Source organism: Mycobacterium sp. JS623 (genome assembly GCF_000328565.1).
Taxonomy (GTDB): domain Bacteria; phylum Actinomycetota; class Actinomycetes; order Mycobacteriales; family Mycobacteriaceae; genus Mycobacterium.
Genome location: NC_019966.1, coordinates 998,588 through 1,019,673, shown reverse-complemented (window position 1 = coordinate 1,019,673; position 21,086 = coordinate 998,588). Strand labels below are relative to the sequence as shown.

Sequence of the window (21,086 nt, the reverse complement as noted above, 5' to 3'; positions counted from 1 at the left end):
CTACACCGGACTTTCGTTACAAAGTCGGACCGGAGGCTTCGACAAAAGTTTCAACATGACGGGTTGGCTTCTGGAATGGTCGACGCTCGACTTCGGCTTGACCCGCTCTTGCGCCAGAGCCGGAGCACCGTAGCCCTCAACGCATTCGGGGTCGGGCCCATCGAGCGGCAGGCCGGTGAAGAACTTGGCGGCCATGCAGCCCCCACGGCAACTGTCGTAGTGCCCGCAGCTGCCGCATGCGCCTGCCGACTGCGGCTCACGCAGCTCGAGGAACAGCGCAGAATTCTTCCAGACGTTGTCAAAACCGCCGTCGGACAAGATGTTTCCAGCTTGGAAGCGATCGTGGATGGCGAACGGGCATGCATAGACGTCGCCAACTGGGTCGATCAGGCACACCACGCGGCCGGCGCCGCACAGGTTCAGCCCGGCCAGCGCTCCAGGCTCGCCGAGACCCGACAGGTGGAAGAAGGAGTCGCCGGTGAGCACCCGGTCGCCCTTGGCCACCAGCCAGTCGTAGAGCTGCACCTGCTGCTCGGCGGTGGGATGCAGTTCGTCCCACACGTCAGCACCGCGGCCCGACGGCCGCAGCCGGGTGATCCGTAACGTCGCGCCGTAACGCGCCGCGAGAGCAGCGAATTCATCAAGCTGGTCGACGTTGTGTCGCGTGACGACAACAGAGATCTTGGCGTCGGAGAAGCCGGCGTCGGCCAGGTTCTGCAGGGCACGGGTCGCCATCGCAAATGAACCCGCGCCGCGTACGGCGTCGTTGACCTCAGCTGTCGCACCGTCAAGTGAGATCTGCACGTCGACGTAATCGCTTGCCGCCAAACGCTTTGCGACCTCACCGGTGATGCGCACGCCGTTGGTGGAGAACTTGACGCCAACGTGATGCGCGGTCGCGTAATCGACGAGTTCCCAAAAGTCGGGCCGCACAGTGGGTTCGCCGCCGCCGATGTTCACATAGAACACCTGCATGCGCTCGAGTTCGTCGATGATGTCCTCGCACTGCTGCGTGGTCAACTCGCGCGGATCGCGCTTACCCGACGATGACAGGCAGTGCACACACGCCAGGTTGCAGGCGTAGGTGAGCTCCCACGTCAGGCAGATCGGCGCGTCGAGACCGTGCTCGAACTGCTCGACCAGCCTGGGCACGGGTTGGGCAGCCGGCGCGAGCGCCGAATCAACCGGAGTCACGGTGTCCTTCTTTCACGAGCATCTTCGACTGGGCCAGCACGCCGAGCGCGTGCAGATAAGGGGCCTGCTGCGCGTCCTCGATACCCGCGGCTCGGCACGCCGAGCGAGCGTCGGGGTGGTCGCCAATCGAGTTGACCACCGCGACGATCGTCGTGTTCTTCAGGAACGACAGCTTTCGCGTTCCGAAGTGATAGAGCAGCGCACCGAACGGCTCGGGCCGCACCGCCACCTGGTGGTGCAGCCGCCAGGGCACGTCCGGATCGAACGCCACAGCGGGCGACGACACGGTCAGTAGACCCCGCACATCCCGTCGATCGACACCTCTTCGACCAGCGTTTCGGTGACGAGTTCGGCACCCGATGGCGCCGCCGGAGCGGCTCCGGTCTCGTTTCCATCTACTTGGTTAGGCTCCATGAGCAGCACCTTTCGTCGCGTTGGGTCTCGACAATGTGATCGAGGTCGCAATAATATGGCATCGAGTGCCGAAATGGAAGGGGTGGTCATGCGGCCGGTATCCCAGCACCGGGTGGGCCGACGGCGCTCCACGACCACCGACCACATCTCCAACGTGGCCATCGACCTGTTCGCGGCCAGAGGCTTCGACGAGGTCAGCGTCGACGACGTCGCCGAGGCTGCGGGCATCGCCCGCCGCACCCTCTTTCGCTATTACCCGTCCAAAAACGCCCTACCGTGGGGCGACTTCGACGCACACCTTGACCACATGCGTGATCTGCTCCATGAGCTGCAACCCGATGTTCCCGTCGGAGAAGCGTTGCGCACTGCGCTGTTGGCGTTCAACAGCTTCGACGACAAGGAGACCGCTCGACACCGGCAACGGATGCGCGTAATCCTGGAAACCGCGGCACTGCAAGCATATTCGATGACGATGTATGCGGGCTGGCGCGCGGTCGTCGCCGCATTCGTGGCGCAACGGCTCGGCGCAAAGGTGGAAGATCTGGTGCCGCAGACGGTGGCGTGGACGATGCTCGGGGTCGCGCTGTCGGCCTACGAGAACTGGCTGGCCGACGAGTCCGTCTCACTCGCACAGGCATTGGGCGCTGCGTTCGACACCGTCAGTGCCGGACTGTCCGCGCTGGATGCGTAGCCTCTTTCGCCAATGCGAGCAGCACATCTGCGAGCTTGGCGCTGGCCGGCCCGATGTCTCGATCGCCGGCCGAGGCGAGGTAATTCGTCGGTGGTCCCGCTTATCGAGGCAGCGCCGGTATTCATGCCGGCCAATCGCACCCCCGGTAAGACGATCGTCCGTGTCGGAGAAGGCGGATAGCAAGATTTTTCGGATTGGGGCGTCGGAGTTGGGCCCCACGAGGCGACGATAAGGGTGTGAGCGCCGAACCAGATGGCAACGACGCTCCGCGGACCCTGCTGGCGCTGTACGACGATGCCCTGCCGGTTGTATACGGATACTTCGTCCGACGCTGCGGCGACCGCGGAACCGCCGAGGACCTGACCTCGGAAACCTTCCTGGCGGCAATGGATGCCGCCCGCAAGGACGCGCCTCCGCCGATGACGGTGCCGTGGTTGTTGGGCGTGGCGCGGCACAAGCTTGCCGACCACTACCGGCGCAGGCACGACCGGTTCAGCGTGCCGGTGGCCGAACTGCCAGAGGCGGCCGACCCGGCGGGTGATTGGGACGCGGCGCTGGATCGCATCGTCGCCGAGAGCGTGCTCGCCAGACTTCCCGAACAGCACCGCACGGTCCTGGCGCTGCGCTACATGGACGACTGCTCGGTGCCTGAGTGCGCCGAGTTGATCGGCCGCACCGTGCACGCGACAGAGGCGCTGCTGGTACGGGCCCGGCGCGCGTTCAGATCTCACTACCCGGCACCGGAAGGAGGGAAGCCATGAACAACAGCAGAGATCCGCTGAGCGTGCTGCATGGTGACGAGCTTCCGGTCCAACCCGATCCGGCATTCGCGGCCCGCCTCCGCGCCCGTCTGGAATCCGCTGTGTCCCTTCCCAATCGAACACAAGGAGTTGACATGAGTGGCACCGAAACTGCCATCGCCGAGCTCAACCGGCCAACCGTCGCGCAGGCTCCGCCGCGTCCTGCGGCGCTGCCGTACCTCGCCGTCGCCAACGCACGTGAGGCCATCGCCTGGTACATCGACACGTTCGGCGCCACGCTGGTCGGCGAGATGTATGAGATGGATGACGGCCGCATCGGTCATGCCGAACTTGCGATCGGCGACGGCGTGCTGTACCTGTCGGACGAGTACCCCGCCCTGGGAGTGAAAGCGCCTGCACCGCAAGCGACTTCGGTGAGCCTGATGCTGCATGTCGCCGACACCGATGCAACGCTCGAGCGTGCGCGGGAGCGCGGTGCGCGCGTGCAGCGAGAACCGTACGAGAACTACGGGGCCCGCAATGCGACGATCATCGACCCGTTCAACCACCGCTGGATGCTCAGCGGCCCGGTGACCGGTACGGCGGTTCCGATCCAGCACGGCGATGTCGGCTACGTCTCGGTGTGGACGCCCGACGCCGACCGCGCGGCGGCATTCTACGGCCACGTGCTCGGCTGGACGTATGACCCCCAGAGCCACCAGGTCACCAACACCACCCAGCGCATCGGCATCTTCAGCGTCGCCAGCAGGCAGGGCATGCTCTGCTGCTATGCGGTCGCCGATCTGCAGGGCGCACGGCAGTCCATCCTCGACGGCGGCGGCACCGTCGGCGAGGAGCAGCAGTTCGACTTCGGCACCGTGCTCGACGCCATTGACCCGCAGGGCACGGCATTCGCGGTGTTCCACCCGACGGCCGGCCAGCCGCGTCCCGCACTGAACGGCACTGGGCCGGGCGAACTTTCGTACCTCACCTACGAGGTGCCCGACTCGACGGCGTTCAAGGCGTTCTACAGCGGCGTGCTGTTCTGGACCTTCGAACCCGGCCGCATCGACGATGGGTGGGGCATTCAGCAGACCCATCCGATGGCAGGCATCGCGGGCGGCAACGCCGCAGCCGTGACCGTGCCGATGTGGACGGTCGAGGACGTCGATGCCGCGGTGGCCCGGGTGCGCGAGGCAGGCGGCACGATCATCGAGGAGCCGTCGCAGCAGGCCTACGGGAAAATGGCGCATTGCACCGACGACCAGGGCACGCGCTTCTACCTCGGCGAGTTCTAGAGCACGTCGGAAATGGGTGCACCCGAGGCGATCTTGTTGCGGGCCTTCATCACCTTGCCCGGCATGCCGCCGCCGACCACACCGGCGACCACGCCGTCGCGCTCGTAGAACGCCAGGAACTTGCGCCCGTCGTCCTCGACGATGTGCACAGTGTCGGTGGCCTCCGGCTCACCGAGGCACTGAATCTTGACGTCGTACTGATCGCTCCAGAAGTACGGGACCGTGACGGTCGCAGACGCCTCCTGGCCAAGCATCGCGGGCACCATAGCGCGGGCCTGGTCAGCGACATTGCTCCAATGTTCCACGCGCACTTGATGTCCCACGGGATGCCGCCATGACGCGACGTCCCCGATGGCCCACACGTGCGGGGTGGCGGTACGGCCGACTTCGTCGCAGACCACGCCGTTGTCCACCTCGATACCGCTACCGTCGAGCCACCCGATCGCCGGAGTCGAGCCGATCCCGACGACGACGATGTCCGCGTCGAGTTCGGTTCCATCGCTCAACTTGACCTTCTCGACCTTCTCGGTGCCCAACACCTCGGCCACACCGATACCGCACCGAACGTCGACGCCTTCGGCCTGGTGCAGCCGGGTGACCAGCGCGCCGATCTGCTCGCCGAGCACCGACGCCAGCGGAGTCGGCTGCGGTTCCACCAAGACCACGTCGACGCCCAACCTGCGCAGGCTGGCCGCCACCTCGCAGCCGATGAAGCCTGCGCCGACGACGACGGCCTTGTTGGCCGCATCGGCCTCGCTGCGCAGCTTCAGGCTTTCATCGAACGACCGCAGCACATGGATGCCCGGCAGATCGGGGAAGGACGGAATCCGCTTGGGCACCAAGCCCGTCGCGATGATCAGCTCGTCGTAGCCGATCGAGCTGCCGTCGGTCAGCACCACCGTCTTAGCATCGGTGTCCACCGAGCGCGCGCCCTTGCCGAGCAGCATGGTGATGTCGTGCTCGGAGTAGAACTCCGCGGGCTTGAGCGTGACGTCGTCGGTTTCGGCGCGCAGCACCTCCTTGGACAGCGGCGGCCGGTCGTACGGCAGATGGTCCTCGTCGCTGACGATGGTGATCGGCCCCGTGTACTCCGAACGACGCAGTTGCTCGGCTGTGCGCGCGGCCGCCAGTCCTCCCCCGACGATGATGATGCCCCCACTAGAAGTCATGCGCAGTTCTTACACGATCCCTGGATAGTTGTGACCGGCCACCCTGTGGTTGGCCTCTCAGCCCCGCATTCGGTCAATGATGTTGGTCAGCACCACGATGCTTTCGCTGCGCTCGACGTCTGCGGCCGAGCGGATCCGTTCGAGCGCCTCCTCCAAGTGCCGCATGTCGCGGGCGAGCACGTGCAGGATCGCATCCGCGGTGCCCGTCACTGTTGCGGCGCTGACGACCTCGGGAATGTCGACCCACGCCTTGCGCAGCTCATCTGGAGCGATGGTGCCGTGCCGGAACACCTGCACGTAGGCCTCGGTGTTCCAGCCAAGCGCGCTTCGGTCGACGACGGTGGTGAAACCGCGGATGACGCCGTTGTCGAGCATGCGGTCGACCCGCCGTTTCACAGCAGGCGCGGACAGGTTCACCCGCTGGCCGATCTCGGCGTAGGTAGCCCGCGCATCCTCGGCCAATTCGGCGAGAATGCGCTCGTCGGTGTCGTCCAGACGCTCCATGATCACCTCCGCGCAACGAACTGCCGTATTTTTCAGTCTGGCACAATAGATCGCTGGTCAAGACGCAACAAACGGCGATTGATTGCAAAAACGCCAGCTTATACCGTCTAATCATGACGTTTACGCGCACGGCGCGCCCTCGCCACTACGCCATGACCGCCCCGACCTTCTTCGCCGTCGAGTACGCCATCAATCCATGGATGGATACCACCACGACCGTCGACACCCACGTCGCGATGAATCAGTGGGAGACGCTGCGGCAGACATACAAGGAACTCGGCCACACTGTCGAGATGGTCGAGCCCGTCGCGGGCCTGCCTGACATGGTCTACGCGGCCAACGGTGGACTGGTGGTGAACGGCACGGCCGTCGTCGCCCGGTTCGCCTATCCGCAGCGCGCCGGCGAGTCGGCCGCATACGCCGAATGGATGACCCGCCACGGCTTTACACCCGCCGAAACCCGCCACGTCAACGAGGGCCAGGGCGATCTGCTCGTCGTCGGCTCAATCGTGTTGGCCGGCTATGGCTTCCGCACCGAGTTTGCCGCGCACAGAGAAATCGCCGCGTACGTGCGGATGCCGGTGGTGAGCCTCGAGTTGGTCGATCCGCGGTTCTACCATCTCGATACCGCGCTGGCGGTGCTCGACGACACCACGATCGCGTTTTACCCGCCTGCGTTCAGTGCCGAGGCACGCTCGGCGCTGCGTGAGCTATTTCCGGATGCGATCGAGGTCGCCGCCACTGACGCGAAAGTGCTTGGCCTCAACGTGGTTTCCGACGGCCTCAACGTCGTTATGCCCGCGGCTGCCACCGGCTTTGCCGAGCAGCTGCGCACGGCCGGGTTCCGGCCGATCGGTGTCGACCTGTCCGAACTGCTCAAGGGCGGCGGATCCGTCAAATGCTGCACGCTGGAGGTACATCCGTGACGATCCTCGAGTCCATGACCGCAACCGACAACGCGATCGCTCTCGACAACCGCTATGTCGCCCACAACTACTCGCCGCTGGCGGTCGTAGCGGCCAGCGCCGAAGGCGCCTGGATCACCGACGTCGAGGGCCGGCGCTACCTCGATTGCCTGGCGGCCTACTCGGCGGTCAACTTCGGTCACGGCAACCCGGAGATCATCGCTGCTGCGCACGCACAGCTGGACGCGGTGACGCTGGTCAGCCGCGCCTTCCACTCCGACCGCCTTGGGCCGTTCTGCGAGGCACTGGCCGAGCTCTGCGGCAAGGACATGGTGCTGCCGATGAACAGCGGCGCCGAGGCCGTCGAAAGTGGCATCAAGGTGGCCCGCAAATGGGGTCACGATGTCAAGGGCGTCCCCGCCGGCAAGAGCAATATCGTGGTGGCGCGCAACAACTTCCATGGTCGCACCACGACCATCATCAGCTTCTCCGACGACGAGACCGCACGTCGCGGGTTCGGTCCCTACACGCCCGGTTTCCGTGCCGTGCCGTTCGGTGACCCCGAGGCGATGGCCGCCGCCATCGACGCTGACACCGTCGCGGTGCTGATCGAGCCGATTCAGGGCGAGGCGGGCATCATCGTGCCGCCCGCGGACTATTTGCCGCGCGTACGCGCACTGTGCAGCGAGCGCAACGTCCTGCTGATCGCCGACGAGATCCAGTCGGGCCTCGCCCGCACCGGACGCACCTTCGCCTGCGATCACTGGGGGGTCGTGCCCGACATCTACCTCCTCGGCAAAGCCCTTGGCGGCGGTGTGGTTCCGGTATCGGCTGTGGTAGCCAACCGCGACGTGCTCGACGTACTGCACCCGGGTGAGCACGGCTCGACGTTCGGCGGCAACCCGCTGGCGGCGGCTATCGGCGAGACCGTCATCGCGATGTTGCAGCGCGGCGAATTTCAGGCTCGCTCAGCAGAATTGGGCGAGCGCCTGCACGCGCGGCTGCGCGCCCTGATCGGACAAGGCGTGATCGCGGTGCGCGGCATGGGGATGTGGGCCGGGGTTGACATCGACCCCTCGCTGGCCACCGGCAAACAGATCAGCGTGAAACTGGCCGAACGCGGTGTGCTGGTTAAGGACACGCACGGTTCGACGCTGCGGTTCGCACCGCCGCTCGTCATCACCGCCGAGGAAATCGATTGGGCGATTGATCAGTTCGCCGACGTTTTGGCCGAGTCGGGTTCACACTTGACCGGTAGTTCAATCTAGGCCCCGCAGGAGGCGCCATGACCGCTCCACCATCAAGCCTCTCCCAGCAACTGTGGCGCCGGCGGCCGGTCGCCGGTGCCCCTGTTGCCCACGGTGCCTCCGATCACCTCAAGCGAAGTATCGGCACTTTCCAGTTGACGCTCTTCGGCGTCGGCGCCACCGTCGGCACCGGGATCTTCTTCGTGCTGTCCGCGGCGGTGCCGGAAGCTGGTCCGGCAGTGCTTGTCTCGTTTGTCCTCGCTGCCATAGCGGCGGGCCTGTCCGCGATCTGCTACGCCGAGATGGCCTCGTCGGTACCGGTGTCGGGTTCGACATATTCGTACGCCTACACGACGATGGGCGAGTTCGTCGCGATGGGTGTGGCAGCCTGTCTGCTGCTTGAATATGGCGTTTCTATCTCCGCAGTCGCGGTCGGGTGGAGCGGTTACGTAAACAAGTTGTTAGAGAACCTGTTTGGTTGGCAACTTCCGCAGTCGCTGACGTCGGCCCCGTGGGACGCCACGCCAGGCATTGTCAACCTACCGGCCGTGCTGCTGATCATGATGTGCATGTTGCTGTTGATCCGCGGCGCGAGCGAATCCGCGGCAGTCAACACCATCATGGTGCTGATCAAGCTGGGCGTGCTGGGAATGTTCATCGTCATCGCACTCACCGGGTTCAATGCCGACCACTTCCATGGTTTCTGGGACAAGGGCCTAGCCGGTATCACCACGGCCGCGAGCATGATCTTTTTCTCGTTCATCGGTCTCGACGCGGTGTCGACGGCCGGTGACGAGGTCAAGGATCCGCAAAAGACCATGCCTCGCGCGATCATTGCCGCACTGGTCGTCGTGACCAGCTTCTACATCCTGGTTGCGTTCGCCGGACTCGGCACGCAGGACGCCGCCGAGTTCGGGTCGGACAAACAGGCGGAAGCCGGACTGTCGGTGATCCTGGAAAACATTCTCCATGGCGCGACGTGGGCCAGCACGCTACTGGCCGCAGGGGCGGTGATCTCGATCTTCTCGGTGACCCTGGTCGTCATGTACGGCCAGACCCGGATCCTGTTCGCGATGGGTCGCGATGGACTGCTGCCGTCGATGTTCGCAAAGGTCAACCCGCGCAGCATGACTCCGGTCGGCAACACCGTCATCGTCGCGGTCGCGACGGGCATCCTTGCCGGTTTCATTCCGCTGAACTGGCTACTGGACGCCGTGTCGATCGGCACGCTGGTCGCCTTCATCACGGTATCGATCGGCGTCATCATCCTGCGGGTTCGCGAGCCCGACCTCGAGCGTCCGTTCAAGGTCCCTGGATACCCGGTGACACCAGTTCTCTCGGTCCTCGCATGCATGGCCGTGCTGTACGGCCTGCGCTGGCAGACGTGGCTGGTCTTTGGAGGCTGCGTCGGCCTCGTGCTGCTGTTCTACTTGTTCTGGGGTCGCCGCCACAGCGCGCTCAATGCCGGTGGCGCCGACGGCTACATCCCGACTGCAGTGCCCGGTGACGACGATGTGATGTTCGTTGAGGAGCCGAAGGATCACCACTTCGTCACCAAGCACACGGACGAGCCGTGACCGTCGCTGTCGGTTACCTGGCCGGCAAGTGCGGCCAGTCTCCGCTGTATCTCGCCGTCGACGCGGCGAAGACGCTGAAGACGTCGCTGACGGTCGTCACCGTGGTGCCGCGACCGTGGATGACGCCGTCACTGGGCCGGATCGATGCCGAATATGCCCAGTACGCAGAGCAATTGGCGGCTAACTCGGCCAAGCAGGCGCAGGAGTGCATCAACAAGCTGGCCGACGGTCTTGACGTCAGGTATCACAAGGTGGCCCACCGATCGGCGTCCGGCGGGCTGTTGGAGGCGGCTTCCGAACTCGAACCAGAGGTGCTCATCCTGGGCTCCGCATCCGACGGCAGCCTCGGGCAGGTGGTGGTCGGATCGACGGCCGACCGGCTGCTGCACTCGTCGCCCGTGCCGATGGCGATCAGCCCACGTGGCTATCGTGGCTCGAAAGCCGGTGGGCTGACCCGGATTACGGCCGCGTATCCGGGCACGCCCGAGACCTTGCACGTGGTGGAGCGCGTTGCGGTACTTGGCGAGAGGCTCGGTGTGCCGATGCGGGTTGTCACGTTTGCTATTCGTGGCCGCACGATGTACCCACCAGAGGTGGGACTGAGTACCGAGGACTCGATCCTGGACCAACTGGCAGCTCATGCGCGAGAAACCCTGGCGCGGTTGAAGACCGATGGCGTGGTGGGCAACGACGTGGATTTGCAGGTCGTCATGGGCAATGGGTGGGACGAGGCGATGGATGCGGCCGACTGGCAGGACGGTGACCTGCTGGCCATCGGCACATCGCCGGTGGGCGGGCTGGCACGGGTGTTTTTGGGCTCGCGCGGCTCAAAAATCCTGCGGCACAGCCCCGTTCCGGTATTGGTGCTGCCGGGCTAGTACTTCATGGTGCCGCGGTCGACCGCGATCTGACTGCCCGAAATCGTCTTCGAACCGTCACCGGCCAGCCAGGCCACGACATCCGAAACCTCTTCGGCCGTCATGAATTCCTGAAGGCCCTTCTTGCCCTCGTGATCGACCGGGTGGTACGGCATCGGCGAAAAGCTGGGCAGGTACTGCGGATACTTGGCGAAGATGGCCATCATCGCTTCCTTCTCCACCATCGGCGTGTCGATCGAGTACGGGTGGATCGAGTTGACCCGAATCCCGAACTCCCCCACCTCGATCGCCAGCGCGTTGGTCAGCGCCACCACACCATGCTTGGACGCGGAGTAGTGCCCGTTGCCGGGCGTGGCCTTGAGACCAGCCGACGAGCTGACGACGATGATGGACCCGCCGTTGCCCGCTTCGATCATGGCGGGCACGGCGGCGCGAATGGTCCGCCATGTGCCGTTCAGGTTGACGTCGATGACGGTGTCCCACTGATCCTCGGACATCTCGAACATCCGGCCCCAACTCAGCACCCCGGCGTTGGCCACGACGATGTCCAGTCGGCCGAACTGCTCGATGCCGTCGGCTACCACCTGTTGCAGCGCGGCCAGGTCGCGGATGTCGACCTGACGGGCCAGCACCTTGCGACCGGTGGCCTCCACCGCGGCCACCGTCTCGGCCAGCTCCTCGGGGGTGGCCAGCGGATAGGTGATGGTCTCCGACACCGGGCCGCAGATGTCGATGGCGATGATGTCGGCGCCCTCATTGGCCAGCCGGATCGCGTGTGCCCGGCCCTGGCCGCGCGCGGCCCCGGTGATGAATGCCACTCGCCCTTCCAGGCTGCCGCTCGATGCCGTCACCGCTGCTCCTTTCGTGAGCTTGCGGACCAGGCTAACAGCCGAACTGGAACGTGTTCTAGGTACACCGTCAGGCGGGGTCGCGGATCAGCGGACAGGTCATGCAGTGCCCGCCACCGCGACCACGTCCGAGCTCGGCGCCGACGATGGTGATCACCTCGATGCCCGCCCGGCGCAGCAGCGTGTTCGTGTGGGTGTTGCGGTCGTAGGCGAACACCACCCCCGGTTCCACGGCGACGAGGTTGTTGCCGCTGTCCCACTGCTGGCGCTCGGAGTCGTACGCGGTTCCTCCGGTCTCGACCACCCTCAACTTGCCGAGCCCTAGCGCCGCTGCCACCACCTCGACGAACGGCTTACCCTCCTCGACCACGTCTACGCTGATGTCGTTGTCACTGGGATGCAGCGTGAAGGTCTGCAACGCGTCGACGATTTCGGGATAGATCGTCACCACGTCGCGGTCGGCGAACGTGAAGATGGTGTCCAAGTGCATGGCCGCCCGCAGCTTGGGCATGCCCGCGACGATCACCTGCGTCGCCGCGTCCTCGGAGAACAACCGTGACGCAACTTGAGTGATCGCCTGCCGAGACGTTCGCTCGCTCATCCCGATGATCACCACACCGTTGCCGGGCACCAGCACGTCGCCGCCCTCGAAAGTGGCGATACCCCAGTGCTTTTCGGGATCACCCCACCAGACCTTGGAGCCGACGAAGTCCGGATGAAACTCATAGATCGCCTTCATCAGCAGCGTTTCGTCGTGCCGCGCGGGCCAGAACAGCGGGTTGAGCGTCAACCCACCATAGATCCAGCACGTGGTGTCGCGGGTGTAGAGCGTATTCGGCAGAGGCGGCATCAAATATTCTGTGACACCGGTACTTTCGCGCGCCAATGCCCGGTAGCCCGATTGCAGTTCCTTGGGCAGGTCGCGGGTCGACATGCCGCCGATCAGTAGCTCGGCAAGCTGGCGCGGCTGCAATGAATCCAGGTAGCCGCGGGTGTCGTCGACAAGGCCGAGACCCACCTCATTCGGGACGATCTTGCGGTCCAGTAGCCAGGCCTTGCCCGCTGGGTCCTTCATCGTCTCGGTCAACACGTCGTGAAGTTCGACCACCTCGACATCGCGGTCGCGCATCTTGTCGATGAAATCGAAGTGATCGCGACGGGCGTTCTGCACCCACAGCACATCGTCGAACAACAACTCGTCGCAATTGGTCGGGGTGAGCCGCTCATGCGCCAAACCGGGCGAACACACGAGCACCTTGCGCAGCTTGCCGACCTCGGAGTGCACGCCATAGTTGGCAGACGCATTCATCACGTCTTCCCCTCTCCCGCAGCAGCGCCGCTAGATCTCGATTGCCCCAGTCGCCAAGGACACCACACCTGCGACCGCCCCAACGACGATCACGCCGAACAGCACCGCCTCGGCGGGCCTGAACACACGCAGATCAACAGAAAGACACCGGAGCCGATCATCGAGCCGACGACCATCGCGGTCAGTGTTGGGAGACTGACCTTTTCGGTTACCTTTTCAGGTTGCTCCGTCGCCGTCATGACAGTCGCAACAAGCCTATGCGACGCCGGTGAACGGTATTGCGGATTCTGCGATCCGGCTACAGATCGGACAGGATCTGCTGACGCTTTGCGTTGTACTCGTCATCGGAGACTGCTCCGGTAGCGCGCAACGTCTCCAGTTCCTGCAGTCGCTGTGCCGTGGTCGGCTCGGGCGCAGGAGCAGGCGCAGGCGGGTAGGACGCCGGGGGCGCCCCGGCAGGGGCAGGAGCGGCCGGGGCCTGCTGGGCTGCCGCGGCGCGGCGGACAACGGCCTGCACCTGTGCGCGGGCCGCAGGGTTGGAGCGCAGGTCGATCATGTTGTTCAGGCCGATGCCGTTGGCCTTGAGGATCTGCAGGATTTCCATCAACGGGCCAGCCTGTCCACTCAGGTCGTAAGTCCTGTTGTCCTCGGCGATGGTGAAGTTCGCAGGCATCACGCCGGCAACCAAAGCGCTTCGCTCCCAGTCGATTTGATACTCGTTGGTGGTGGGGTCGACGAGCGCGACCAGTTTACGGCTGGTGATCATCGGCAGCCGTGTGATCGAAGCGATGACGCGGTCCTGGGTCGCGAACGGGTTGATGCCTGGCCCCGAGATCTGCAGGTCGATCTTCACCAGCGGCTGCTCGTTGATGCGCGTACCCGTCTCATGGATGCCGACGACCTGCGCCAGCGCCAGGACGCCGCTCTGTTCCAGCGCCTGAGTCTTGGCGTCCGACTTTGCGCCGAAATTCGCCAGCGCCAACGCGATCAGCACATCCGCCGCGGTGATGAGCAGGCCGACCCAGAACATCCACTTCAAGTAGACGCTTTCACCCGTTCCGAAGTAGACGGCCAAAAAGATCGGACCGACGAGACCGCCACAGATGAGCACCATGATTTGGGACTTGATGTATCGCCCTAACATCTGCCACGCTCCTGTCGTTTGCCAGCTTCGCGTGTCAGATTAGCGCCAATCGAGCGGTTGCGAGCCGTATCGTCGGGCCGTGACCCTGACGGGCGAGCCTGTGCGTTACCGGTTGATCCTTGCGGCCGTCTCGATGGCGCTGTTCTGCGTGCAAATCGACTACTTCGCCATGAATCTCGCGCTTCCGCGGATGGCGCTCGACCTGCAAACCACCACGCCCAACCTGCAGTGGGTGATCAGCGTGTACATGCTCGCGCTAGGCGCCTTCATGGTGCCCGCGGGTCGTATCGGCGATATCTTCGGCCGCAGGCGCGCGCTGCTGGCGGGGGTCGCGTTGTTCGGGGCTGCCTCAGCACTGTGCGCGTTGGCGCCGACAGCGGGGCTCGTCATCGCCTTTCGCGCTTTGCAGGGTGTGGGCGCCGCGCTGATTTTCCCTGTATCTGTGAGCGTGTTGACGAACGCCTTTCCGGCCGCGCGCGCCAGTCATGCCATCGGGTTGGCTTACGGCATAGCGGGATTGGGCAATGCGGCGGGCCCGCTGATCGGTGGGCTGCTCACGGAAACGATCGGCTGGCGCTGGATATTCTGGCTGAACGTACCGCTCACCCTCGTCGTGCTGGTCATCGCGTGGCGGTTCATCACGGAATCGTTTGACGAGTCGGTGCCGCGTCGCATCGACGTCGCAGGGCTGGCGCTGATCACCGTCGGAATTGGCTTGTTCACGTTGACATTTGACCGAGCTCCGACGTGGGGATGGTTGTCGGCGCCGACGGTCATCGCGTTCGGGTGCTCACTCGCGGCGCTCGCTGTGTTCGTCGTCATCGAGAACCGTGTGCAGTGGCCACTGGTCGATCTGTCGCTGGCGCGCAACCCACGGTTCACGGTCTTGGTCGTCGCAGGCACCGTCGCGAACATCGCCTACGGCGTGACGATCTTCTTGTCGACGATGTATTTGCAGCAGGTGCGCGGACTCGATCCGTTGACCGCGGGCTTAGCGTTCCTCGGACCATCGGCGGGAGCGGCGTTGGGGGGCGTGCTGGCGGGTCGGCTTGCAGCCAGCCGGCCGCCGGTGCTCGTCATGGGCGTGACGACCGTCGCGGCGGCGATTTCGTTGGGCGCCCTTGCGGTATCGCGTGATTGGGTCGTCTATCTGCCTGCGTTGAGCGCGTGCGGACTAACGCTCGGCTTGGTCTACGCGTTCACGACAGTGGCGACTCAGGCAGTTGTGCGCACCGAGCGCGCCGGGGAGGCCGCCGGCGTCACGCTGACCGCGTTGGTCACGCTCGCCGGAGTTGGCGTCGCGGTATCGGGAACGGTGCTCGAGATGCTTCAGCGGGTGGGGATGTCGCCAGCCGGTGCCATCGACGCCATCGTCGTGGTGCTGGCGGCGCTGCTGCTGCCCGCCGGGGTGGTCGTGCTGTTGATCGCGAGGGCGTCCGGACCCGGCAGCTGAGATGCTGTCGGGGCCGGCGCCGGACCGAGCAGGAAGTACAGCGGCGCGGTCCAAGCCAAACCCTGCGTCTGTCCGACGCCATAGCTGGTATGGACGGCGACGCGCCGCGCGTACGCGGCTTTGGAGTCGTCAGCGTTAGCGTCGTAGTCGCACACGGCGTCGTTGAGATTGCAGACGCTGATGGTGCGGGCGCCGAGTTCTGGAGCAAGAGGTGCAGGCGCGTGCGCGAGGATCGGCCAATCCTGCGCGACACCCTTGCCATGCTGTGGGATGCCACTGGCGGTACCCAGGTTCAGGGTGGGGTCTTCTGGTCGCCGATCGCCGTCGGCGATCAGCAGCACCGCGGTCAGGTTAGGGCTTGCCGCAAGGGCAGCCAGATTCCGGTGGACGACCATCGCGCCCTGCGAGTAGCCGGCCAGCACGACTTTGGAGGTCGGGCATTGCGCAACGAAGGTGGCGTATTGCTCGCCGAGAGCCTTCGCGCCTGCGTCGACACTGCCCATGAAGCCGAGCCACGCGCCCACCCCGCCGTCGTCACCCGGCACCGGCACCGCCGGATAGTCGACGGCCTCAGCGGTCATCGTGCGACCGTCGTGCTGCAATTGCGACGACAGATCGGACATCGATTGGTTGACCACTCGGCCCATGCCGTTGTACGTGGTCAGGTCGGCGCCTGCGCGCTCGCCGGATCCTGCGGCACCGATCCAGTGCACGTCGGGGCAGCTGGGATCGGCAGAAGCGGAGGCGGCCGACAGGCCGACGACGGCAGCACTGGCGGCGGCTGCTGCGCAGGCAAGCGTAGTGACACGACGAAACATGGAACCCCAACCCTTCTCCGGCCCTACCAGGGCCTTCGGGAGGTTCATCGTCCCAATCAGCGCATCCGTTACACGTGTCACAACGGAGCGCTGGACCGCCGACGGTCGCTCGGCCGCACCCCGACAACGAGCCAAACAAAAGCGGCGCCCACCCGAAGGTGAGCGCCGCTTCGCGGTACTTCAGTGCATCTCCGGCTGCGCCGGAGGTCAGATCACTTGATGATCTTGGTGACCCGGCCGGCGCCGACGGTACGGCCGCCCTCGCGAATCGCGAAGCGCAGGCCCTCGTCCATGGCGACGGGCTGGATCAGCTTGACGGAAATGTCGGTGTTGTCACCGGGCATGACCATCTCGGTGCCCTCCGGCAGCGTCACCACGCCGGTCACGTCGGTGGTGCGGAAGTAGAACTGCGGACGGTAGTTGTTGAAGAACGGCGTGTGCCTGCCGCCCTCGTCCTTGGACAGGATGTAGACCTGGCCCTCGAACTCGGTGTGCGGTGTGGTGGTGCCGGGCTTGATCACAACCTGGCCGCGCTCGACGTCCTCACGCTTGATGCCACGCAGCAGCAGACCGACGTTGTCACCGGCCTGGCCCTGATCGAGCAGCTTGCGGAACATCTCCACACCGGTGACCGTGGTCTTGGTGGTCTCCGGACGGATGCCGACGATCTCGACTTCCTCGTTGACGTTGACCACGCCGCGCTCCACACGACCGGTGACCACGGTGCCGCGGCCGGTGATCGTGAAGACGTCCTCGACGGGCATCAGGAACGGCTTGTCGGTCTCGCGAACCGGATCCGGGATCGACTCGTCGACCGCGTCCATGAGCTCCTCGACGGACTTGACCCACTTCTCGTCACCCTCGAGCGCCTTCAGCGCCGAGACGCGGATGACCGGGGCGTCCTCGTCGAACTCCTGGGCGGCCAGCAGCTCGCGGACCTCCATCTCGACAAGCTCGATGAGCTCCTCGTCATCCACGGCGTCGGCCTTGTTCAGGGCCACGAGGATGTAGGGCACGCCGACCTGACGGGCCAGCAGCACGTGCTCGCGGGTCTGCGGCATCGGGCCGTCGGTCGCCGCGACCACCAGGATCGCGCCGTCCATCTGGGCGGCACCGGTGATCATGTTCTTGATGTAGTCGGCGTGACCGGGGGCGTCGACGTGCGCGTAGTGACGCTTCTCGGTCTGGTACTCGACGTGCGAGATGTTGATCGTGATGCCGCGCTGACGCTCCTCAGGCGCATTGTCGATCTGGTCGAATGCGCGCGACTCGTTCAACTCGGGGTACTTGTCGTGCAGCACCTTGGTGATTGCTGCGGTCAGCGTGGTCTTGCCGTGGTCAACGTGACCAATGGTCCCGATGTTGACGTGCGGCTTCGTCCGCTCGAACTTCGCCTTCGCCACTGTGTGGTCCTCCTGGACTGTGTTAGTGCTTGTTGTAAAGCAGTGTTGATCTTTGCAGTTGTTACTCGCCGCGGTGACGGCAGGGCAGATTACTGACCCGTCGCCTTAGCTTTGATCGATTGCTCGACTCCGGGTCAGCTCCGAGCCTCGGGCCTGGCGGCCCTCGATTCTCACTGACCCGTCGCCTTCGCTTTGATCGATTGCTCGACTCCGGGTCAGCTCCGAGCCTCGGGCCTGGCGGCCCTCGATTCTCACTGACCCGTCGCCTTCGCGATGATCTCCTTCGACACGTTGGCCGGAACTTCGGCATACGAGTCGAACACCATGGAGTAGTTCGCCCGGCCCTGGGTCTTCGACCGAAGGTCTCCGACGTAGCCGAACATCTCCGACAGCGGCACATGCGCCTTGACGACGCGTGCGCCCGCCCGCTCCTCCATGGCCTGGATCTGACCACGGCGGGAGTTCAGGTCGCCGATCACTTCACCCATGTAGTCCTCGGGCGTGGTGACCTCGACGGCCATGATCGGCTCCAGGATCACCGGTTGTGCTTGTCCCGCAGCCTTTTTCAGCACCTGTGAGCCGGCGACCTTGAATGCCATTTCCGAGGAGTCGACCTCGTGGTACGCGCCGTCGAGCAAGGTGACCTTGACGTTCACCAGCGGGTAGCCGGCGAGCACGCCGTACTGCATGGCGTCCTGGGCACCCGCGTCGACCGACGGGATGTACTCACGCGGGATGCGGCCACCGGTGACCTTGTTCTCGAACTCGTAGGTGGCACCGTCCTCGCCGCTGAACGGCTCGAGGTCGATGAGCACCTTCGCGAACTGGCCCGAGCCACCCGTCTGCTTCTTGTGGGTGAATTCGACCTTCTCGACCTTGCGCTTGATGGTCTCTTTGTAGGCCACCTGCGGCTTGCCGACGTTGGCCTCGACCTTGAACTCGCGCTTCATCCGGTCTACGAGGATGTCGAGGTGAAGCTCGCCCATCCCGCCGATGACGGTCTGGCCGGTCTCCTGATCCAAGTGCACCTTGAAGGTCGGATCCTCTTCGGCGAGCTTCTGAATCGCCATACCGAGCTTTTCCTGGTCGCTCTTGGTCTTGGGCTCGATGGCCACCTCGATCACTGGATCGGGGAAGGTCATCGACTCAAGCACGACCTGCTGGTTGGGATCGGACAGCGTGTCGCCGGTGGTGGTGTCTTTGAGACCGATCACCGCGTAGATGTGGCCGGCAGAGGCCCGCTCGACAGGGTTCTCCTTGTTGGAGTGCATCTGGAAGAGCTTGCCCAGACGCTCCTTCTTGCCCTTGGTCGCGTTGATGACCTGCGAACCGGACTCGACGGTGCCCGAGTACACGCGGACATAGGTCAGCTTGCCGAAGAACGGGTGCGTGGCCACCTTGAAGGCCAGCGCCGAGAACGGCTCGTCGACCGACGGCTTGCGGGTGATCTCCTCGTCCTCCTTGCCGGGTGCGTGGCCGATGGCAGGCGGCACGTCCAGCGGAGACGGCAGGTAGTCGATCACGGCGTCGAGCATCGGCTGGACGCCCTTGTTCTTGAACGCACTGCCGCACAGCACGAGGTAGGCGTCGGAGTTGATGGTGAGCTTGCGCAGCGCACCCTTGATCTCCTCGACCGACAACTCCTCGCCTCCGAAGTACTTCTCCAGCAGCGACTCGTCGGTCTCGGCGACCGCCTCGAGCAGCTTGGTGCGGTACTCATCGGCCTTGTCAGCCAGGTCGGCGGGAATGTCGATGGTCTCGTAGGTCTCACCGAGCTTGGTCTCGCCGCGCCACACCTTGGCCTTCATCTCGACCAGGTCGACGATGCCTTCGAAGTCACCCTCGGAGCCGACCGGCAGCTGGATCGGAATGACGTTGGCGCCCAGGCGATCCTCCATGGTCTTCACCGAGAAGTAGAAGTCCGCGCCGATCTTGTCCATCTTGTTGACGAAGCAGATGCGGGGCACGTCGTACTTGTCGGCCTGGCGCCAGACCTGCTCGGACTGGGGCTCGACACCTTCCTTGCCGTCGAAGACGGCAACGGCACCGTCGAGCACGCGCAGGCTGCGCTCCACCTCGACGGTGAAGTCCACGTGTCCGGGAGTGTCGATGATGTTGATCTGGTTGTCGTTCCAGAAGCATGTGGTAGCCGCGGAGGTGATGGTGATCCCCCGCTCCTGCTCCTGCTCCATCCAGTCCATCGTGGCGGCACCGTCGTGCACCTCACCGATCTTGTAGCTGATACCGGTGTAGTAGAGGATGCGCTCGGTCGTCGTCGTCTTGCCGGCGTCGATGTGCGCCATGATGCCGATATTGCGGACCTTGGTCAGGTCGGTCAGCACGTCCTTCTGTGCCACAGAAGTCATCTCTTTCGCTTGATAGTTGCTGTTGTCAGGTTTGACATCCCAGCGCCCCGGGCCACACCGCCCTAGGCGGCTGAATCACCAGCGGTAGTGCGCGAAGGCGCGGTTTGCCTCGGCCATCTTGTGGGTGTCCTCACGCCGCTTGACGGAGGCGCCCAGGCCGTTGCTGGCATCGAGGATCTCGTTCGCCAGACGCTCGACCATGGTCTTCTCCCGGCGCTGCCGCGAGAAGCTGACCAGCCAGCGCAGCGCCAGCGTGGTGGAACGGTCGGCGCGCACCTCGACGGGAACCTGGTAGGTCGCACCACCGACACGTCGGCTGCGAACCTCGAGTGCGGGCTTGACGTTGTCGAGAGCGCGCTTGAGGGTGACGACCGGATCGGTGCCGGTCTTGTCACGGGCCTGCTCGAGCGCACCATAAACAATGCGTTCGGCCAGCGATTTCTTCCCCTCCAGGAGAACTTTGTTGACCAGCTGGGTGACCAGCTGCGACCCGTAGACCGGGTCGTTGACCAACGGACGCTTGGGTGCGGGCCCCTTGCGCGGCATTAGCTCTTCTCCTTCTTCGCGCCATAGCGGCTGCGGGCTTGCTTGCGGTTCTTCACACCCTGGGTGTCAAGCGAGCCGCGGATGATCTTGTAGCGCACACCCGGCAGGTCCTTCACACGACCGCCACGCACCAGCACCATCGAGTGCTCCTGCAGGTTGTGACCCTCGCCCGGAATGTAGGCGGTGACCTCAACCTGGCTCGTCAGCTTGACGCGCGCGACCTTGCGAAGCGCCGAGTTCGGCTTCTTCGGGGTGGTGGTGTACACGCGGGTGCACACGCCGCGGCGCTGCGGGCTGCCTTTGAGGGCCGCGGTCTTCACCTTGGCGATCTTGTCGCGGCGGCCCTTGCGGACGAGCTGCTGAATGGTTGGCATCTACCGGCTTTCTGTGTTGCTTATTCGTTCTTTAAGTCTCTGTACTGCAGTTATGTCCCGTTCACGTACCCCGCGATCGGGTGTGTCGCATGCGCCCGCCGCGTAGATTTTCTCTAGGCTTCGTGGACACGCGAATTGGCCCGGCGTGCAGGCATGCTTGTGACTTTGACGTCGACAAGCGCCTTATCTGCCAGGCACGATCGTCCAC

General features: G+C 64.7%; 20 protein-coding genes and 1 pseudogene. 8 read left to right on the top strand and 13 right to left on the bottom strand.

Annotated features, from left to right (window positions below):
• Genes mftC through mftA form a run of 3 tightly spaced genes read right to left on the bottom strand, consistent with a single transcriptional unit; the run spans position 1 to position 1,608 of the window.
• Positions 1-1,194: a mycofactocin radical SAM maturase gene (gene mftC, locus MYCSM_RS04780; protein ID WP_015305007.1), complete on the bottom strand. Its 1,194-nt coding sequence runs from the start codon at positions 1,192-1,194 to the stop codon at positions 1-3.
• Positions 1,181-1,498: a mycofactocin biosynthesis chaperone MftB gene (mftB, locus tag MYCSM_RS04775; protein ID WP_015305006.1), complete on the bottom strand. Its 318-nt coding sequence runs from the start codon at positions 1,496-1,498 to the stop codon at positions 1,181-1,183. The genes mftC and mftB overlap by 14 nt, the downstream gene beginning before the upstream one ends.
• The gene (mftA, locus tag MYCSM_RS04770) at positions 1,483-1,608 is read right to left on the bottom strand and encodes a mycofactocin precursor MftA (RefSeq protein ID WP_015305005.1); all 126 of its coding nucleotides are present in this window, start codon (positions 1,606-1,608) and stop codon (positions 1,483-1,485) included. The genes mftB and mftA overlap by 16 nt, the downstream gene beginning before the upstream one ends.
• Positions 1,609-1,696: 88 nt before the next feature.
• On the opposite strand from mftA, the gene mftR reads away from it, so the two are divergent.
• From mftR to MYCSM_RS04755, 3 genes are all read left to right on the top strand, one after another.
• Positions 1,697-2,299, top strand: coding sequence for a mycofactocin system transcriptional regulator (gene mftR / locus MYCSM_RS04765; RefSeq protein ID WP_041313241.1), 603 nt, complete (start codon positions 1,697-1,699; stop codon positions 2,297-2,299).
• A 236-nt stretch (positions 2,300-2,535) separates the two neighbouring features.
• Positions 2,536-3,060 (top strand): RNA polymerase sigma factor, encoded by a 525-nt coding sequence (locus tag MYCSM_RS04760; RefSeq protein WP_015305003.1) that lies wholly within the window; start codon positions 2,536-2,538, stop codon positions 3,058-3,060.
• Positions 3,057-4,337, top strand: coding sequence for a VOC family protein (locus MYCSM_RS04755; protein ID WP_015305002.1), 1,281 nt, complete (start codon positions 3,057-3,059; stop codon positions 4,335-4,337). The genes MYCSM_RS04760 and MYCSM_RS04755 overlap by 4 nt, the downstream gene beginning before the upstream one ends.
• On the opposite strand, the gene MYCSM_RS04750 is transcribed toward MYCSM_RS04755, so the two are convergent.
• A complete protein-coding gene (locus MYCSM_RS04750; protein WP_015305001.1) occupies positions 4,334-5,506 on the bottom strand; it encodes an NAD(P)/FAD-dependent oxidoreductase in 1,173 nt (390 codons plus the stop codon). The two genes, MYCSM_RS04755 and MYCSM_RS04750, sit on opposite strands and share 4 nt — an antisense overlap.
• A gap of 57 nt (positions 5,507-5,563) precedes the next feature.
• Positions 5,564-6,010: an Lrp/AsnC family transcriptional regulator gene (locus MYCSM_RS04745; protein ID WP_015305000.1), complete on the bottom strand. Its 447-nt coding sequence runs from the start codon at positions 6,008-6,010 to the stop codon at positions 5,564-5,566.
• A gap of 113 nt (positions 6,011-6,123) precedes the next feature.
• Here MYCSM_RS04745 and ddaH point away from each other — a divergent pair, with 113 nt between their 5' ends.
• Genes ddaH through MYCSM_RS04725 form a run of 4 tightly spaced genes read left to right on the top strand, consistent with a single transcriptional unit; the run spans position 6,124 to position 10,617 of the window.
• On the top strand, positions 6,124-6,936 hold the full coding sequence (ddaH, locus tag MYCSM_RS04740) for a dimethylargininase (protein ID WP_015304999.1): 813 nt from the start codon (positions 6,124-6,126) through the stop codon (positions 6,934-6,936).
• 14 nt (positions 6,937-6,950) lie between these two features.
• On the top strand, positions 6,951-8,183 hold the full coding sequence (gene rocD, locus MYCSM_RS04735) for an ornithine--oxo-acid transaminase (protein ID WP_198344999.1): 1,233 nt from the start codon (positions 6,951-6,953) through the stop codon (positions 8,181-8,183).
• A 17-nt stretch (positions 8,184-8,200) separates the two neighbouring features.
• A complete protein-coding gene (locus tag MYCSM_RS04730; protein ID WP_015304997.1) occupies positions 8,201-9,739 on the top strand; it encodes an amino acid permease in 1,539 nt (512 codons plus the stop codon).
• A complete protein-coding gene (locus tag MYCSM_RS04725; protein WP_015304996.1) occupies positions 9,736-10,617 on the top strand; it encodes a universal stress protein in 882 nt (293 codons plus the stop codon). Before MYCSM_RS04730 ends, MYCSM_RS04725 begins: the two co-directional genes overlap by 4 nt.
• On the opposite strand, the gene MYCSM_RS04720 is transcribed toward MYCSM_RS04725, so the two are convergent.
• The 3 genes from MYCSM_RS04720 to MYCSM_RS04710 all read right to left on the bottom strand — a co-directional run bounded on the left by MYCSM_RS04720 (position 10,614) and on the right by MYCSM_RS04710 (position 13,918).
• Positions 10,614-11,468 (bottom strand): mycofactocin-coupled SDR family oxidoreductase, encoded by an 855-nt coding sequence (locus MYCSM_RS04720; protein ID WP_015304995.1) that lies wholly within the window; start codon positions 11,466-11,468, stop codon positions 10,614-10,616. The two genes, MYCSM_RS04725 and MYCSM_RS04720, sit on opposite strands and share 4 nt — an antisense overlap.
• Positions 11,469-11,535: 67 nt before the next feature.
• Positions 11,536-12,774 (bottom strand): arginine deiminase, encoded by a 1,239-nt coding sequence (locus MYCSM_RS04715; RefSeq protein WP_015304994.1) that lies wholly within the window; start codon positions 12,772-12,774, stop codon positions 11,536-11,538.
• A 298-nt stretch (positions 12,775-13,072) separates the two neighbouring features.
• Positions 13,073-13,918 (bottom strand): SHOCT domain-containing protein, encoded by an 846-nt coding sequence (locus MYCSM_RS04710; protein ID WP_015304993.1) that lies wholly within the window; start codon positions 13,916-13,918, stop codon positions 13,073-13,075.
• 133 nt (positions 13,919-14,051) lie between these two features.
• Here MYCSM_RS04710 and MYCSM_RS04705 point away from each other — a divergent pair.
• Positions 14,052-15,182 (top strand): annotated as a pseudogene (locus tag MYCSM_RS04705) (MFS transporter); the annotation flags it as partial.
• A 65-nt stretch (positions 15,183-15,247) separates the two neighbouring features.
• On the opposite strand, the gene MYCSM_RS38045 reads toward MYCSM_RS04705, so the two are convergent.
• The 5 genes from MYCSM_RS38045 to rpsL all read right to left on the bottom strand — a co-directional run bounded on the left by MYCSM_RS38045 (position 15,248) and on the right by rpsL (position 20,878).
• A complete protein-coding gene (locus MYCSM_RS38045) occupies positions 15,248-16,189 on the bottom strand; it encodes a cutinase family protein (RefSeq protein ID WP_157681449.1) in 942 nt (313 codons plus the stop codon).
• A 212-nt stretch (positions 16,190-16,401) separates the two neighbouring features.
• On the bottom strand, positions 16,402-17,592 hold the full coding sequence (gene tuf / locus MYCSM_RS04700) for an elongation factor Tu (RefSeq protein WP_015304990.1): 1,191 nt from the start codon (positions 17,590-17,592) through the stop codon (positions 16,402-16,404).
• A gap of 251 nt (positions 17,593-17,843) precedes the next feature.
• On the bottom strand, positions 17,844-19,949 hold the full coding sequence (gene fusA, locus MYCSM_RS04695) for an elongation factor G (RefSeq protein WP_085976597.1): 2,106 nt from the start codon (positions 19,947-19,949) through the stop codon (positions 17,844-17,846).
• 84 nt (positions 19,950-20,033) lie between these two features.
• Complete coding sequence (gene rpsG / locus MYCSM_RS04690) at positions 20,034-20,504, bottom strand: 30S ribosomal protein S7 (protein WP_015304988.1); 471 nt, start codon at positions 20,502-20,504, stop codon at positions 20,034-20,036.
• The gene (gene rpsL, locus MYCSM_RS04685) at positions 20,504-20,878 is read right to left on the bottom strand and encodes a 30S ribosomal protein S12 (RefSeq protein WP_007167812.1); all 375 of its coding nucleotides are present in this window, start codon (positions 20,876-20,878) and stop codon (positions 20,504-20,506) included. The genes rpsG and rpsL overlap by 1 nt, the downstream gene beginning before the upstream one ends.
• Positions 20,879-21,086 lie beyond the last annotated feature (208 nt).